This window comes from Mycolicibacterium sphagni, assembly GCF_002250655.1.
In the GTDB taxonomy this organism is placed as follows: Bacteria; Actinomycetota; Actinomycetes; order Mycobacteriales; family Mycobacteriaceae; genus Mycobacterium; species Mycobacterium sphagni.
Map to the genome: position 1 here is coordinate 227,422 of NZ_NOZR01000001.1, position 14,520 is coordinate 241,941.

The window sequence follows — 14,520 nt, forward strand, 5'->3', positions numbered from 1 at the left end:
TGACAGGTCGACTGGCAGCGTTGCGCCGCATGACGCGGGTGTTCGTTGGCAGTGAAGCATTGGCGGCTGGGCGGGTGAACCGCTATCAATTGACAAACGCCCACCAACGCGTCTTCCCCGACGTCTACGCTCCGCGCGGAGAGCTGACGCTGCTGGACCGCACCATAGCGGCCTGGCTGTGGTCAGGAAGGCAGGCAACCGTCACCGGACGTGCAGCGGCGGCGCTGCACGGTGCACGTTGGGTCGATCCCGCTACCCCGATCGAACTCAACTTCGCCAACAATCGCAGTCCGCACGGGGTCGTCACGCGCCGCGAAACCCTGCTGCCAGACGAACTCACCTGGAGCGGCGCCATACCGGTCACAACCGTCACCCGGACCGCATTCGATCTGGCACGCCGCAGTACTCGTCGCCGCGCGATCGCAGACCTCGACGCACTGGCCAACGCAACGCACTTCACGACCGAAGACGTTCTGACCATCGCCGACGCTCATCCCCGTCTGCGAGGCGTCCGACGACTGCCCGCCATGTTGAACGCGCTCGATGCGGGTGCGCAGTCACCGAGGGAGACATACCTCCGGCTTGATCTCATCAACGCCGGCTTCCCACGGCCGAAGACGCAGATCCCCGTCGCCCGACCACATGGCCGCTGGTACTACCTGGACATGGGGTGGCCGGACATTCTGGTGGCCGTTGAGTACGACGGCGAGCATCACCGCACCAGCCGAACCGCATACGCCATCGACGTCGAACGGCAGGACTACTTGATTTCGATCGGCTGGATCGTGGTGCGGGTGCTGGCTGACCATCGCCGCACGGACATCATCAGCCGGGTTGGGCGAGCATGGGATGCTCGATCAAATTCACATTGGGCCGCGAGTTGATTGAGCGCCCACGCGCCATTTCCGCGTGGAAAATGCAACATGAGCGCTCAACCAACGCCGTCAGTAGTCCTCGTCGTCACCGTCGTCGTCGGCGCCGCCACCGCGGATCGCCATCAGGGTGGCGGCCAGTTCGTCGGGCTTGATCAGCACCTCGCGGGCCTTGGAGCCCTCCGAGGGCCCGACGATGCTGCGGGTCTCCATCAGGTCCATCAGCCGGCCGGCCTTGGCGAAACCGACCCGCAATTTCCGCTGCAGCATCGAGGTGGAGCCGAACTGGCTGGACACCACGAGCTCGACGGCCTGCAGGAAGACGTCCATATCGTCACCGATGTCGGGGTCGACGTCGCTGCGTTCCCCACTCGGCTTGGCGGCGGTGACGCCTTCGGTGTACTCCGGCTCGGCCTGGTCCTTGCAGGCCTCCACGACGGCCTGGATCTCCTCGTCGCTGATGTAGGCGCCCTGCAACCGTTGCGGCTTGCTGGCGCCCATCGGCAGGTACAAGCCGTCGCCCATGCCGATCAGCTTCTCGGCACCCGGCTGGTCCAAAATGACCCGGCTGTCGGTCAGCGACGACGTGGCGAATGACAACCGCGAGGGCACGTTGGTCTTGATCAGGCCGGTGACCACGTCGACCGACGGCCGCTGGGTGGCCAGCACCAGATGGATGCCTGCCGCCCGAGCTTTTTGGGTGATCCGGACGATGGCGTCTTCGACGTCGCGAGGTGCGGTCATCATCAGGTCGGCCAGCTCGTCGACGATCGCGACGATGTAGGGGTACGGCTTGTACACGCGCTGGCTGCCCAACGGCGCGGTGATCTCACCGGAACGCACCTTGGCGTTGAAGTCGTCGATGTGCCGCACCCGCGAGGCCTGCATGTCCTGGTAGCGCTGTTCCATCTCCTCGACCAGCCACGCCAGCGCCGCGGCGGCTTTCTTCGGCTGGGTGATGATCGGCGTGATCAGGTGCGGAATGCCTTCATAAGGCGTCAGTTCCACCATCTTGGGGTCGATGAGGATCATCCGCACCTCGTCGGGCGTGGCGCGGGCCAGCAACGACACCAGCATCGAGTTGACGAAACTGGACTTACCCGACCCGGTGGAACCGGCCACCAGCAGGTGCGGCATCTTGGCCAGGTTGGCCGAGATGAAGTCGCCCTCGATGTCCTTACCCAGGCCGATCACCAGCGGGTGATGGTCGCCGCGGGTGGTCGGTGCGGTGAGAACGTCTGCCAGACGGACCATTTCGCGGTCGGTGTTGGGCACCTCGATGCCGACGGCGGACTTGCCGGGGATCGGCGCGAGCATCCGGACGCTCTCGGTGGCCACCGCGTAGGCGATATTCCGTTGCAGCGCAGTGATTTTCTCGACCTTGACGCCGGGGCCGAGTTCGACCTCGTAGCGGGTGACGGTCGGCCCCCTGGTGCAGCCAGTAACCGCGGCGTCGACCTTGAACTGCTGCAGGACCGACGAAATCGCGTCCGCCATCTGATCGTTGGCGGCACTGCGCCGCTTCGGCGGCTCGCCGGCCACCAGCAGCTCCAGCGAGGGCAGCGTGTAGGGACCTTCGACGACGCGATCGAGAACTTTTGTGTCCTGCTTGGACGTTTCTTCTCTGGGAGCCGGCTTTTTGCGCCGCACCTTGGCCGGCTCGGGAACCGTCGGGGCGTCCTCGTCGAGCGGATAGTTGTCCAGCGGCGTGCCCACCGGCCCCGCCGCCCCGGGCCAGGCTGGCGCCTCGTCGGTGTAGGACCGCGGGTCGTCGTAGTAGCCGTCGGAGAAGTCCTCCGGCGCAGCCTCATCGGCGGCCTCGGGTTCGTCGTCGTATTCGTCGTGCTCGTCGTAGTACTCGTCGTCGTCATAGCGGCCGCGAGTGCTGAACATCGAGTAGAGCGTCTCGGGTACTTCACGGATCGTGGTGCCGGTCAAGAGCAGCAACCCGAACAGCGCGGCGATGATGAGCAGCGGGGTGGCGATCCACGAGGAGAGCCCGTCGGACAGCGGGCCGCCGATTGCAAACCCGACGAAGCCGGCGGCGCGCTGACGGCCGGCCGGGTCCTGCGGTGCGCCCGACCACAGGTGCCAGAGGCCCAGCACGGGCAGCGCGACCATCGCGCAGCCCAGGATCAGGCGCGGCCGAGCCTCGGGGTTGGGTTCGGTGCGCATGAGAAGGACGGCGACGACGCAGATGATGGCGGGTAGCAGGACGACGGCGCCGCCGACCAGAGTGCGCAGCACCGAGTCGATCCACGCGCCGACTGGCCGGGCGGCGTCGAACCACGAACTGGCGGCGATCACCACCGCGATGGCCAGCAGCCCGAGCGCGACGCCGTCGCGGCGATGGCCCGGCTCGATATCGCGGGCCCGGCCGACCGAGCGGGCGGTCGATCCGGCCCCCTTGGCCAGCATCAGCCAGGTCGCCCGCGCAGCCCGCCCACTGGCTGCTGCGGCGGAGGCGACCGGTGAGGAATTCCGCTTCTTGGCAGGCTTGCGCCGCGGCGTCGGCTTAGCCGACCGTGACGCACCCTTTGACCTGGTCGTTCGCGCGCTTGAGCGAGCGGCCGTCTTGTTCGCCATGCGGGTCAGCCTAGTCGCAATTGCCCCATCTGCACCACCCACCACACCCGTTACACGGTGCGTCGTTGCCAGACTGCGACAAACGCCAAAAACGGCACGCAACGGCTGACCGGGACCCCATCGATCAGCGATACGAAGTAGGGCTAACGTAAGCGCCGTCACACCTACTCCGAGGAGCTTGCCCATGCCCGTGGTCGTCGTTGCCAGCTTCACCGTCAAGCCCGAATCCGTCGACATCGTGCGCGAGGCCTGCAAGAAGGCCGTCGCGGCAGTGCACGAAGAGCCCGGTTGCGACCTGTACGCGGTGCACGAAGGCGACAAGACGTTCGTGTTCGTCGAGCAGTGGGCCGATGCCGACGCCCTCAAGACCCACAGCACCGCACCGGGCGTGACCGCGCTGTTCGGGGAGATCGGGGAACACCTCGACGGTGCCCCCGACATCAAGATGCTGCAGCCCATCGTGGCCGGGGACCCGGCCAAGGGCCAGGTGCGTCCCTAACCGCCATGGGTGAACTCGACGGCAAAGTCGCGCTGATCACCGGCGGAGCCCGTGGCCAAGGCCGCGCGCACGCGGTGAAGCTGGCCTCGGCGGGCGCCGACATCATCGCGATCGACTTGTATAGCCAGATCGCCAGCGTGCCGTACCCGATGGCCACCCCCGAGGACATGGCCGCCACGGTCAAGCTCGTCGAGGACACCGGGGCCCGCATCGTCGCCAAGGAAGCCGACGTCCGAGACCGGGCCGCACTCAAGGCCGCGGTCTACGCGGGCATCGAAGAACTGGGCCGGCTCGACATCGTGATCGCCAACGCCGGTATCGCCCCAATGGCCGCCGAAAACGCCTGGCAGGACGTCATCGACGTGAACCTGACCGGGGTTTATCACACCGTTGACATCACAATGAAGCCGATGATCAAGCAGGGCGACGGCGGCGCGATCGTGCTGACCAGCTCAGTGGCCGGACTGGTGGGCATCGGCGCGCCCGTCTCCGGGTCGCTGGGCTACACGGTCGCCAAGCACGGCGTGGTCGGCCTGATGCGGGCTTACGCCAATTTCCTTGCGGCGTTCAACATCCGGGTGAATTCGGTACACCCGGCCGGGGTGAACACCCCGATGATCGACAACGAGTTCACCCGTTCCTGGCTCGAAGGTTTCGCCGAGCAGATGGCGAGCGGCCCGAACATGAGCAACGCGCTGCCGGTGCAGGCCCTGGAGCCCGAGGACATCGCGAACGCGGTGTACTACCTCGTCTCCGACTCCGGGCGGTACGTCACCGGCGTCGCGCTGCCTGTCGACGCCGGGTACACCAACAAGCGCTGAGACTCGGTCTGGTCGGCGGTGGTGAAGATTCCGTCGCGCAGGACTACCTCGGCGCCGACGAGGTCGTCGGTCAGGGCCGATGCCATCAGTTCCTGATCGTGGCTGCGCGCCACGGCGCGGCTGCCGTCCGCCAAATCGACCACGGCGATCGCCCGCTCGGGCCGATCACCGTCGAACACCACGGTATACGCGACAACCCGGGCGGCACCCTGCGCATCGACGACGACCGGCAGCTGCGGTTCTTCGTCAGCGACTGCGTCCGTGACGTCGATCGTCTCGAACGGCTCTGGCGGCGCCTCCGCGGTGATCACCAAAGCCCCCTGCTTGGTGTACAGACCACTCACACTGCTGACCAGCGCGGCGTGAGCGTCCGAGCTGGTCAATCGCTGCGCGGCGGCAGCAATTGCATGCAGGACATAGCTGTTGAGCGGGCCACCGGCGAAGGACATGCCACCTGTCAAGGTCAGATCACGTCCCGCCGGCACACGCAGCGCCTGGGCTCCGATGAACACCGGAGCGGGGAACGCCGAATAGAGATCCAGCAGCTCGATTTCGGAAACGTCGTATCCCATCCGGCCCGAAATCGTCTCGCCGATGATACGCATCGCGGCTGGCTGGCTGAGCCGGGTTCGGGCGGCCACGGGCACAACATGATTGGACTCGACGGCCACGACCGGATAACACCGCGCCGTGTCGGGAATCCCCAGTTCGTCGGCGTGCCGGTGAGTGGTGATGACCAGCGCACACCCTTGATCGACGGTCCAGGTCGTGGCCAACAACTTGGTGTAGGGAAAGGCCAGCATTGGGTTGTTCGCCGACGGGTCGCGCAGCTCTTCGGCACGATAGCCGTTGGCGCGCACCGCATCCGGGTTGTTCCGGGCGACGGCGGAGAATCGCGAGTACACCCGGGCGAGCTCATCGCGGTGCTCCTCGATGCCCCGGCCGTTCTGGCTACGCCAGAAACTGTCGATCAGGGCGTAGTACGCGGGAGTGGCCGACAGTCCCGCGGCCACCTCCGCGGGATGCGACATGCTCGCATCGAAATCCGGTGAGGTCAACGACTCGTCGGGCACCACAGCCGGCGCCTGGGTGGTGACGTACGATTCCAGCCCGCGTGCTGCCGCGCGGACCTTGCGATAGTGCGCCTCGCCACCAACTACCAACGCCACCTGATGAGCGCCATTTTGGACGGCCCGACATGCGTGGCTGACCAGTGTCTGCTGCATGACGCCGATGTGGGCGAGCACGGTGTGTGCGGCACCGGCGTCGATTCGTTCGGCCACCAGACGGGCGGGGTCCGCGTACCGGGTCAAGCCCGCGGTGGCGCCAATCCAATCCACGTCGCTGCCGTCCAGCCCCGAGGCCGCCAACGCCGCGCCCGCGGCGCTCGCCATCAGTTCGGCGGCCTCCTGACCGTCGCGGGGGTCGGCGTCACGACGGCTCACAGAATGCCAGCCGACGACAACCGGAGTCGACGGGTCGATGGCTGGCACGAAAGCTGTCTATCACACGCTGACATACGATCGAGTGGCGATGACACCCGATCTGGACCTCACCAGCGTCCCGGCCTGGGCCGTCGAACCCACCTGTCCGACGGCCGATCTGACCGGCCGCCAGTACACGGTGCTCGCCATCGGGGCCGACGCTGCCGCCATCGCCACGCAGTGGACCGCCCAGGTCAACGCTGCCCGTCCGGGCGTCGAGCCCCGCGTTCATCTCGTCGACGACACCGCTGGAGCTTGCCGCGCATTGGATTCCGACCTCGCCGACGCACTGGTCGGCTGGCGCCTCCTGCTGGCCGGGCCCGCGCACGCGTGCTTGCGGGTTCGCGCTCGCGCGCTCGAACAGGGCGCCGCCGACAACGAGATCACCGTCGCGAGCACCGAAGTGGGCACCCGCGAGATCTATTGCGCGCATTGCCGGACGACTACCACCGCGGCTGTGGGATTGACGCAGGAGATCGCCTGCCCCGGCTGCGGGCGCGACCTGTTCGTCTACTACCACGTATCCCGGCGGGTCGGCGCCCACCTGGGATTCGCCACCAGCGCTGACACCGTTCCATGAACACGCTGACACTGGAGGTCGTCGGGGTCGACGATCGCGTGCCCGGAATCAGGACACTGAGCCTGGCCCGCACCGACCGAGGCGTGTTGCCGTCGTTCACCCCCGGTAGCCACGTCGTGATCCAATACGCCGGGGGTGCCAACGCCTATTCGCTGACCGGCGAGACCACCGCGCCCCGCGAATACGTTGTTTCAGTGCTGGAATGCCCGCAGGGACGCGGCGGATCGCGCTGGATTCACCGGGACCTGACAATGGGGTCTCTCGTCGTCGCTCACCAGCCCCGCAGCGCGTTCGCCCCGGTTCAGCGCGCCACACGGCACCTGCTGGTCGCCGCCGGTATCGGGATTACCCCGATGGTGTCGCACCTGCGCAGCGCCCGCCGGTGGGGCCGCGATGTGCGACTGCTCTACATTCATCGCGAGGGCCGCGGCGCCTACCTCGACGAGATCGCCTCGCTCACCGACCACGCGTCGTTCTTCACCGACCGCACAGCCTTCCTGACCGAACTGAACCCGACGCTGGCGAGTCAGCCCTTCGGCACGCACGTCTATGTCTGCGGCCCAAGCCAATTCATCGACGACGTCGTCGCTGCCGCCGCTGATGCCGGCTGGCCGCCGAGCCGCATCCACGTCGAGCACTTCGGCGGCGATCTCGCACCGGGCGACCCGTTCGAGGTCCAGTTATCCCGCAGCGGTGATACTTTCACCGTCGGGTCGGGCGTATCGCTGCTGGAGTCGTTGACCGCACGAGGGCATACTGTGTCCAGTCTCTGTCACCAAGGGGTCTGCGGCGAATGCCGGGTGCCGGTGCATTCCGGAGTGGTACTGCACCGCGACCTGTATCTGAGCGCCGACGAGCGCGCGGACACGATGATGGCCTGCGTCTCCCGCGGGTCCGGCCGGTTGGAGCTGGACCTGTGAGCGGGCAGCTCTCGGCGCCGGATCTGTTGGCGTCGTTCCCGTTTCCGTACACCGCCGATTCCTACCGCTACAGCACGAACATCGCGCCGGCCGGCGAGGTCGTCACCACCGCGACCGGGCAGTGGGGTCAGCGAGTGGTGGACATCGACAGCGAGTACACCCACGAGCTGGCCGAGCGCCGCCGCATCCTGGCCGCCGATCCGTCCCGGCATGCGGTGTTGCCGCATATGCGCGTCGCGAGCTGGGACACCATGATCGCGTTGATGACCGAGTTGGCGCAGGCCTACCCGGCGACCATGTCACTCGATCGCGAAGGCGACACCTGGCACTGGCGCAACGAATTGCTCCAGATCACACAGGATTTCGTCGTTGGTGACGTGAAAAGCCTGCCCTGCGACCCGCTGGCCTACATCGCCGGTCAGGTACAGGAGGACATCGTCCTGCTCGACCAGCGCGATGGCGACCTGTTCGCCGACGCCGGCGTGGTCACCTTCGCCGCGGGCTGGTCATTCGGCTTCGACGTCGGAATGACGTTCCTGGAGATCCACGGCCCGGTCCCCCGACTGCGCGAAACCGGGGTCATCACCCGGGCCCGGGAATTCCTGATGCGTATGCAGGCAGGCGACTTCTACCGGCGCACCAACTGGTCCATGACGGTCGGGCGGCGCCTGGACGTGTCTACCGAGGCCGCCCCCGAGTGGCTGCCCGACCCCGGCCGCCTCGACGCGCTCGACGACGACGCCTTCGGCCGGACCATCCATCTTCGGGTGGAGGTCCAGCATCTGATCCGGCTGGCGGAGTCCGGTGCGATCTGCTTCCTGATCCGCAGCTACATGCTGCCGCTGTGCGATATCGCCACCGTCGACCAGTGGCGCACCCGCACCGCGGCGGTGCTGGCCGAATTGCCCGATGACATGGTCGAATACAAGGGCTTGAGCCCCTACCGGGAGCGTGCGGTGCGCTGGCTGCGGTCGCGCTAGATTTCGATGACGGTCGGCACGATCATCGGCTGGCGCCGGTAGGTCTCCCCCACCCACTTACCGACCGTGCGCCGCACCACCTGGGCGACGCGCACCGGATCGGTGACATTGTCGGCGGCAAGCGATTCCAGCTCCGCCTGAACCTTGCGCGTCACGGGCTCCAGCGCTTTGGGGTCCTCGGAGAAGCCGCGTGAGTACAGGTGCGGCGGGGCGGCCAGCTTGCCCGTTTCACGGTGCAGCACAATCGTCGCCGCGACGAATCCCGAACTCAGGACCAGCCGTTCGCCCAGCGTCGCGTCACCCACGTCGCCGGTGATCAGCCCGTCGACGAACATCTTCCCGACCGGCACCGCGCCTGCGATCGAGATCCGGCCACCCACCAGGTCCACGCTGACACCGCTCTCGGCGACGATGATGTTCTCCTCGGGCACACCGCTTCGCGCGGCGAGTTTGGCGTTGGCCCGCAGCATGCGCCAGGTGCCGTGCACCGGCATCACGTTGCGGGGCCGCACCCCGTTGTAGAGGAACAGCAACTCGCCGGAATAGGCGTGGCCCGAAACATGCACCCGCACTTGCTGATTGGTCACGACCCTGGCGCCGATCTTGGCCAGGTCGTCGATGACCCCGTAGACGGCTTCTTCGTTGCCGGGGATCAACGACGAGGACAGAATGATCAGGTCGTTGGAGGTGACCGTGATGCTGCGGTGCTCCCCGCGCGACATCCGCGACAGTGCGGCCATCGGCTCGCCCTGCGTGCCCGTGGTGATCAGCACCACCTGCTCGGGTGCCATCTCCTCGGCCATCGCGATATCGACGACGTCGCGATCTTCGACGTGAAGAAAACCCAGCTCGCGGGCTATGGCCATGTTGCGCAGCATGGACCGGCCGACGAACGAGACCCGGCGGCCCAGCGCAATTGCGGCGTCGACGATCTGCTGCACCCGGTCGACGTTGGAGGCGAAGCACGCCACGATGACCCGCTGCCCCTCGGCGCTGCGCATCAACCGGTGCAGATTGGGCCCGACTTCGCTTTCCGAGGGACCCACCCCGGGGATCTCGGAGTTGGTCGAATCACACAAGAACAAGTCCACCCCGGCGTCGCCGAGGCGGGACATGCCCGGCAGGTCGGTCGGGCGACCGTCGAGCGGCAGCTGGTCGAGCTTGATATCGCCGGTGTGCAGGACAGTGCCGGCACCGGTGTGAATGGCGATCGCCAGTGCGTCGGGAATCGAGTGGTTGACTGCGAAGTACTGGCACTCGAACACCCCGTGGGTGCTGCGCTGCCCCTCGGCCACCTCGACGAACACCGGCTTGACCCGGTGCTCACGGCATTTTGCGGCGACCAGCGCGAGGGTGAACTTGGAGCCCACGACCGGGATGTCGGCGCGCATCTTCAGCAGGTACGGAATAGCGCCGATGTGGTCTTCGTGGGCATGCGTGAGCACCAGGGCTTCGATGTCGTCGAGCCGGTCGGAGATCAGCCGCAGGTCCGGCAGGATCAGGTCCACGCCTGGTTCGTCGTGGTTGGGGAACAACACGCCGCAGTCGATGATCAGCAGCCGGCCCAGATGCTCGAAAACGGTCATGTTGCGGCCGATTTCGTTGATACCGCCCAGGGCGGTCACGCGCAGGCCTCCCGGGGCCAGCGGCCCGGGAGGCGACAGCTCCTTGTTCACCGGAGTCGCCCGGCCGACGACATCGTCATCGCAACACTGCTGCAGCGCGGAGGTCGGCCGCCAGCTCGTCGAGCTGCTCGGACGTTGCGGGTAACTGCGGCAGTCGCGGGTCCCCGACCTCGATGCCCTGCAGGCGCAGGCCTTCCTTGGCGAAAGTGACCCCACCAAGGCGGGTCTGCGCGGCGTTCAGCGGCGCCAACGTCACGGCGATCTTTCGTGCGGTGGCGATATCACCAGAGTTGAAGGCGGTCAACATATCTCGCAGCTGGCTGGCGGCTACATGGCCCCACACACTGACGAAGCCGACCGCGCCCATCGCCAGCCATGGCAGGTTCAGCGCGTCGTCACCGGAGTAGTAAGCCAGACCTGTCTCGGCCATGATCTGGGCGCCGCCATGCAGATCGGCCTTGGCGTCCTTGACCGCGACGATGTTGGGGTGCGCCGCCAGTGTGCGCATGGTGTCCCATTCGATCGGGATGATCGAGCGCGGCGGAATGTCGTAGAGAAGCACCGGTAGGTCGGTGGCGTCGGCCACCGTCGTGAAATGCGCGACCAGTCCGGCTTGCGGCGGCCGCGAGTAGTACGGGGTGACGACCAACAGCCCGTGGGCGCCCTCGGCCGCGGCGGTCTTGGCCAGGTGAACGCTGTGCGCGGTGTCGTAGGTGCCGACGCCGGCGATGACGCGGGCACGGTCGCCGACGGCGTCCAGGACCGCGCGCAGGAGCGCCAGCTTCTCCTGATCGGTGGTGGTCGGCGACTCACCGGTGGTGCCGGACAACACCAGACCGTCGCAGCCGGTGTCGACCAGATGGGTGGCGACCCGCGCAGCGGCGACAGTGTCCAGCGTGCCGTCGGGCTTGAACGGCGTCACCATTGCGGTCAGTACGGTGCCCAATTGGGCGCTGACGTCGACTCCGCTGGTGCTCACGGTCCCCTAGATTACCCGCTCCGGTCAGGCCTCCGTAGCCAGCGGGGACGTGGCAACCTCCGTACCGTCGGCGAGTTCGGTGATCTCGAAATCGGCAAATACGGCGGGCGCCACGTCGGCCAGCTGTCGCAGGCAGGCGATCGCCAGGCGCCGGATCTCCACATCAGCGTGCTCACTGGCCCGCATCGCGATGAAATGCCGCCAGGCACGGTAGTTGCCGCTCACGACGATGCGGGTCTCGGTGTCGTTGGGCAGCACCGCCCTGGCGGCCTGACGAGCCTGTTTGCGGCGCAGTACAGCGTTGGGCTGGTCGGCGAATTTGGCTTCCAGCCTGCTCAAAAGCTCCTGGTAAGCGGCACGGCTGGCATCGGCGGCCTCGAGCAGGATCCGCTGCAGTTCGGGGTCGTCCTCGAGGCCGGGCGGCACGACGACCTGGGCCTCGGTCTCGGGCACGTAGCGCTGGGACAGCTGCGAGTAGGAGAAGTGTCGATGCCGGATCAGCTCATGGGTGCAGGACCGGGAGATGCCGGTGATGTAAAAGGACACCGACGCGTGTTCGAGCACGGAAAAATGGCCCACGTCGATGATGTGCTTGAGATAGGACGCGTTGGTGGCCGTCCGCGGATTCGGCTTGGACCAGCTCTGATAGCAGGCGCGACCGGCGAACTCGAGCAGTGCCTGGCCGCCGTCGGCGTCGGTGTCCCAGGGCACGTCGGCAGGTGCCAGGAACTCGGTCTTGGCGATCAGCTGCACGCGCAGCGGCGCGGTCTCGGCCACGGGCTCACCTTAGTGCGCACCAGTCGCAAGCATGTGACCTGCCTCGATTCGGCGCGCGGCCTGCGGCTCAGTCACGTTAGCCTGCACCATGTCCCCGACGATCGCCCCTCGCCTGCTGAACGTGATCGATGACGACATCCTCCCCTTGACTGAACGTGGAGTGTTCGCGGGCAACAAGGTGTTCGGGGCGGCGATCCTACGCAAGTCCGACCTATCGCTGGTCATGGCCGGAGCCAACGGTGAGATCGAGAACCCGTTGTGGCACGGGGAGATCCACACACTCAAGCAGTTCTACGAACTTTCACAGCGGCCCGCGAGCAGCGAGCTGGTGTTCTTGTCCACTCACGAGCCGTGCACGATGTGCCTGTCGGCGATCACCTGGGCGGGCTTCGACAACTTCTACTATCTGTTCAGCCACGAAGATTCACGTGACGCCTTCGCTATCCCACACGACCTGAAGATTCTGTCCGAAGTATTCGGGTTGGCGCCCGGTGGCTACCGGCACAGCAACGCGTTCTGGACGGCCTACTCGATTCCGCAGCTGGTCGAATCGGAGTCTGAGCCACTTCGCTCGCAGCTACAGCAACAACTCGTGCGGATCAAACAGCACTATGCAATTCTGTCAGCGCGATATCAGGAATCCAAGGGCGACAACCATATTCCGCTCAATTAGCGAATACACAGCTAGGCGAAACATCAGTGTGACGGCGCGGTAACCCCGGTCGCATAAGTTTGCCCGGCATGACGCAAGAAGCTGAACGCATCGATACGGACGCCGCTGCCCCTTCAGCGTCAATCGCCGCCACCAAGGAGACCTTGGAGGACTACACGCTGCGGTTCGCTCCCCGGAGCTACCGCAAGTGGTCCACCCGCGTGGTCGGAATCTCCGCACTGGGCGGCATCGCCTACCTCGCCGATTTCGCGATCGGCGCCAACATCGGGATCTCCTACGGCACCACCAACGCGCTGTGGGGCATTGCGATCTTCGCCGTGGTCATCTTCGCCACCGGTTTTCCGCTGGCCTACTACGCGGCGCGCTACAACATCGATCTCGACCTGATTACCCGCGGTGCGGGATTCGGCTATTACGGCTCGGTGGTCACCAACGTCATCTTCGCGACGTTCACGTTCATCTTCTTCGCCCTGGAAGGCTCGATCATGGCCCAGGGCCTCAAGTTGGGGCTGGGGGTGCCACTGTGGCTGGGCTACGCGGCCTCGACGCTGATCATCTTCCCGCTGGTGATCTACGGCATGAAAGTGTTGTCCACCCTTCAGGTGTGGACCACTCCCCTGTGGCTGTTCCTGATGGTGTTCCCGTTTGCCTATCTGGTGATCAGCCACCCCGAGTCCGTCGCCCAGTTCTTCCACTACCAAGGCGAACACGGCAGTGGCGCAACCAGTTTCGGCTCGATCCTGCTGGCCGCGGGCGTCTGCCTGTCGCTGATCGCCCAGATCGCCGAACAAATCGATTACCTGCGTTTCATGCCGCCGCGCACACCCGCAAACGCTCGCAGCTGGTGGACGTGGATGGTGCTGGCCGGCCCGGGCTGGGTGATCTTCGGCGCCATCAAGCAGATCATCGGACTCTTCCTGGCCGTCTACCTGATCGCCAACGTCGCCGACGGAGCGACGGTGGCCAACCAGCCGGTGCACCAGTTCCTGGAGATCTACCAGAACTTCATGCCCGGGTGGTTGGCGATGACGCTGGCGGTGGCGCTCGTCGTGATCAGCCAGATCAAAATCAACGTCACCAACGCCTACTCGGGCTCGCTGGCCTGGACCAACTCCTTCACGCGGGTCACCAAGCACTACCCGGGGCGGTTGGTCTTCCTCGGCGTGAACCTGGTGATCGCGCTGATCCTGATGGAAGCCAACATGTTCGACTTCCTCAACACGATCCTGGGTTTTTACGCCAACTGCGGTATGGCATGGGTGGTGGTGGTCGCTTCCGACATCGCGATCAACAAGTACCTGCTGAAGATCTCACCCAAGAAGCCCGAGTTCCGCCGCGGCATGCTCTATGCCATCAACCCCGTCGGCTTCTGCTCGATGCTGCTGGCGGCGGGCGTCTCGATCCTGGCCTTCTTCGGCGGTCTCGGCGAGACGCTGCGGCCGTACTCGCCTCTCGTCGCGATTGTCCTGGGCCTGGTGTTGCCACCGATCTTCGCGATCGCCACCAAGGGCAAGTACTACTTGCGTCGCGACCACGACGGCATCGACCTGCCGATGTACGACGACCACGGCAACCCCGTCGATGTCCATCTGCTCTGCCACGCGTGCGGGATCGAATACGAGCGCCCCGACATGGTCGCCTGCGAGACCCACGACTCGCACGTGTGCTCGCTATGCCTGAGCACCGACAAGTCAGCGGGGTGCGTGCTGCCCGCGCACTGAGCG

General features: G+C 66.1%; 13 protein-coding genes. 8 read left to right on the top strand and 5 right to left on the bottom strand.

Annotation, left to right across the window (positions count from 1 at the left end; translation table 11 throughout):
- Positions 1–29 precede the first annotated feature (29 nt).
- The gene (locus CG716_RS01140) at positions 30–884 is read left to right on the top strand and encodes a type IV toxin-antitoxin system AbiEi family antitoxin (protein WP_094475571.1); all 855 of its coding nucleotides are present in this window, start codon (positions 30–32) and stop codon (positions 882–884) included.
- Between the two features lie 60 nt (positions 885–944).
- Here the strand turns inward: CG716_RS01140 and CG716_RS01145 are convergent, their stop codons facing one another.
- Entirely contained in the window at positions 945–3,458 is a 2,514-nt protein-coding gene (locus tag CG716_RS01145; RefSeq protein ID WP_094475573.1) for an FtsK/SpoIIIE family DNA translocase, read from the bottom strand.
- A gap of 184 nt (positions 3,459–3,642) precedes the next feature.
- Between CG716_RS01145 and CG716_RS01150 the strand changes: the two genes are divergently transcribed.
- On the top strand, positions 3,643–3,957 hold the full coding sequence (locus CG716_RS01150) for a putative quinol monooxygenase (protein ID WP_094475575.1): 315 nt from the start codon (positions 3,643–3,645) through the stop codon (positions 3,955–3,957).
- 5 nt (positions 3,958–3,962) lie between these two features.
- Positions 3,963–4,778, top strand: a complete 816-nt coding sequence (locus CG716_RS01155; protein WP_094475577.1) for a mycofactocin-coupled SDR family oxidoreductase — start codon at positions 3,963–3,965, stop codon at positions 4,776–4,778.
- On the opposite strand, the gene CG716_RS01160 is transcribed toward CG716_RS01155, so the two are convergent.
- Positions 4,700–6,271 carry a TLP1 C-terminal extension domain-containing protein gene (locus CG716_RS01160; protein ID WP_133066845.1) on the bottom strand — a complete coding sequence of 524 codons (1,572 nt, stop codon included), beginning with the start codon at positions 6,269–6,271 and terminating at the stop codon, positions 4,700–4,702. The two genes, CG716_RS01155 and CG716_RS01160, sit on opposite strands and share 79 nt — an antisense overlap.
- Before the next feature lie 40 nt (positions 6,272–6,311).
- Here CG716_RS01160 and CG716_RS01165 point away from each other — a divergent pair, with 40 nt between their 5' ends.
- Genes CG716_RS01165 through CG716_RS01175 form a run of 3 tightly spaced genes read left to right on the top strand, consistent with a single transcriptional unit; the run spans position 6,312 to position 8,742 of the window.
- Entirely contained in the window at positions 6,312–6,842 is a 531-nt protein-coding gene (locus CG716_RS01165; RefSeq protein WP_094475947.1) for a dimethylamine monooxygenase subunit DmmA family protein, read from the top strand.
- A complete protein-coding gene (locus CG716_RS30605) occupies positions 6,839–7,762 on the top strand; it encodes a PDR/VanB family oxidoreductase (RefSeq protein ID WP_094475581.1) in 924 nt (307 codons plus the stop codon). The genes CG716_RS01165 and CG716_RS30605 overlap by 4 nt, the downstream gene beginning before the upstream one ends.
- Positions 7,759–8,742 carry a heme-dependent oxidative N-demethylase family protein gene (locus tag CG716_RS01175; RefSeq protein ID WP_234817654.1) on the top strand — a complete coding sequence of 328 codons (984 nt, stop codon included), beginning with the start codon at positions 7,759–7,761 and terminating at the stop codon, positions 8,740–8,742. The genes CG716_RS30605 and CG716_RS01175 overlap by 4 nt, the downstream gene beginning before the upstream one ends.
- Here CG716_RS01175 and CG716_RS01180 read toward each other — a convergent pair.
- The 3 genes from CG716_RS01180 to thyX form a co-directional block, all read right to left on the bottom strand.
- Positions 8,739–10,418, bottom strand: coding sequence for a ribonuclease J (locus CG716_RS01180; RefSeq protein ID WP_094475585.1), 1,680 nt, complete (start codon positions 10,416–10,418; stop codon positions 8,739–8,741). The two genes, CG716_RS01175 and CG716_RS01180, sit on opposite strands and share 4 nt — an antisense overlap.
- Before the next feature lie 25 nt (positions 10,419–10,443).
- Positions 10,444–11,292 (bottom strand): 4-hydroxy-tetrahydrodipicolinate synthase, encoded by an 849-nt coding sequence (gene dapA / locus CG716_RS01185; RefSeq protein WP_234817674.1) that lies wholly within the window; start codon positions 11,290–11,292, stop codon positions 10,444–10,446.
- A 78-nt stretch (positions 11,293–11,370) separates the two neighbouring features.
- On the bottom strand, positions 11,371–12,123 hold the full coding sequence (gene thyX / locus CG716_RS01190; protein ID WP_094475589.1) for an FAD-dependent thymidylate synthase: 753 nt from the start codon (positions 12,121–12,123) through the stop codon (positions 11,371–11,373).
- Between the two features lie 88 nt (positions 12,124–12,211).
- Here thyX and CG716_RS01195 point away from each other — a divergent pair, with 88 nt between their 5' ends.
- On the top strand, positions 12,212–12,796 hold the full coding sequence (locus CG716_RS01195; RefSeq protein ID WP_094475591.1) for a deaminase: 585 nt from the start codon (positions 12,212–12,214) through the stop codon (positions 12,794–12,796).
- Between the two features lie 68 nt (positions 12,797–12,864).
- Positions 12,865–14,517 (top strand): purine-cytosine permease family protein, encoded by a 1,653-nt coding sequence (locus tag CG716_RS01200; RefSeq protein WP_094475593.1) that lies wholly within the window; start codon positions 12,865–12,867, stop codon positions 14,515–14,517.
- Positions 14,518–14,520 lie beyond the last annotated feature (3 nt).

Bases quoted from the DNA above. Each gene is read 5' to 3' on its own strand.
- CG716_RS01140 (WP_094475571.1), top strand. From the start codon at position 30: ATGACGCGGGTGTTCGTTGGCAGTGAAGCATTGGCGGCTGGGCGGGTG.
- CG716_RS01145 (WP_094475573.1), bottom strand. From the start codon at position 3,458: ATGGCGAACAAGACGGCCGCTCGCTCAAGCGCGCGAACGACCAGGTCA.
- CG716_RS01150 (WP_094475575.1), top strand. From the start codon at position 3,643: ATGCCCGTGGTCGTCGTTGCCAGCTTCACCGTCAAGCCCGAATCCGTC.
- CG716_RS01155 (WP_094475577.1), top strand. From the start codon at position 3,963: ATGGGTGAACTCGACGGCAAAGTCGCGCTGATCACCGGCGGAGCCCGT.
- CG716_RS01165 (WP_094475947.1), top strand. From the start codon at position 6,312: ATGACACCCGATCTGGACCTCACCAGCGTCCCGGCCTGGGCCGTCGAA.
- CG716_RS30605 (WP_094475581.1), top strand. From the start codon at position 6,839: ATGAACACGCTGACACTGGAGGTCGTCGGGGTCGACGATCGCGTGCCC.
- dapA (WP_234817674.1), bottom strand. From the start codon at position 11,292: ATGGTGACGCCGTTCAAGCCCGACGGCACGCTGGACACTGTCGCCGCT.
- CG716_RS01195 (WP_094475591.1), top strand. From the start codon at position 12,212: ATGTCCCCGACGATCGCCCCTCGCCTGCTGAACGTGATCGATGACGAC.
- CG716_RS01200 (WP_094475593.1), top strand. From the start codon at position 12,865: ATGACGCAAGAAGCTGAACGCATCGATACGGACGCCGCTGCCCCTTCA.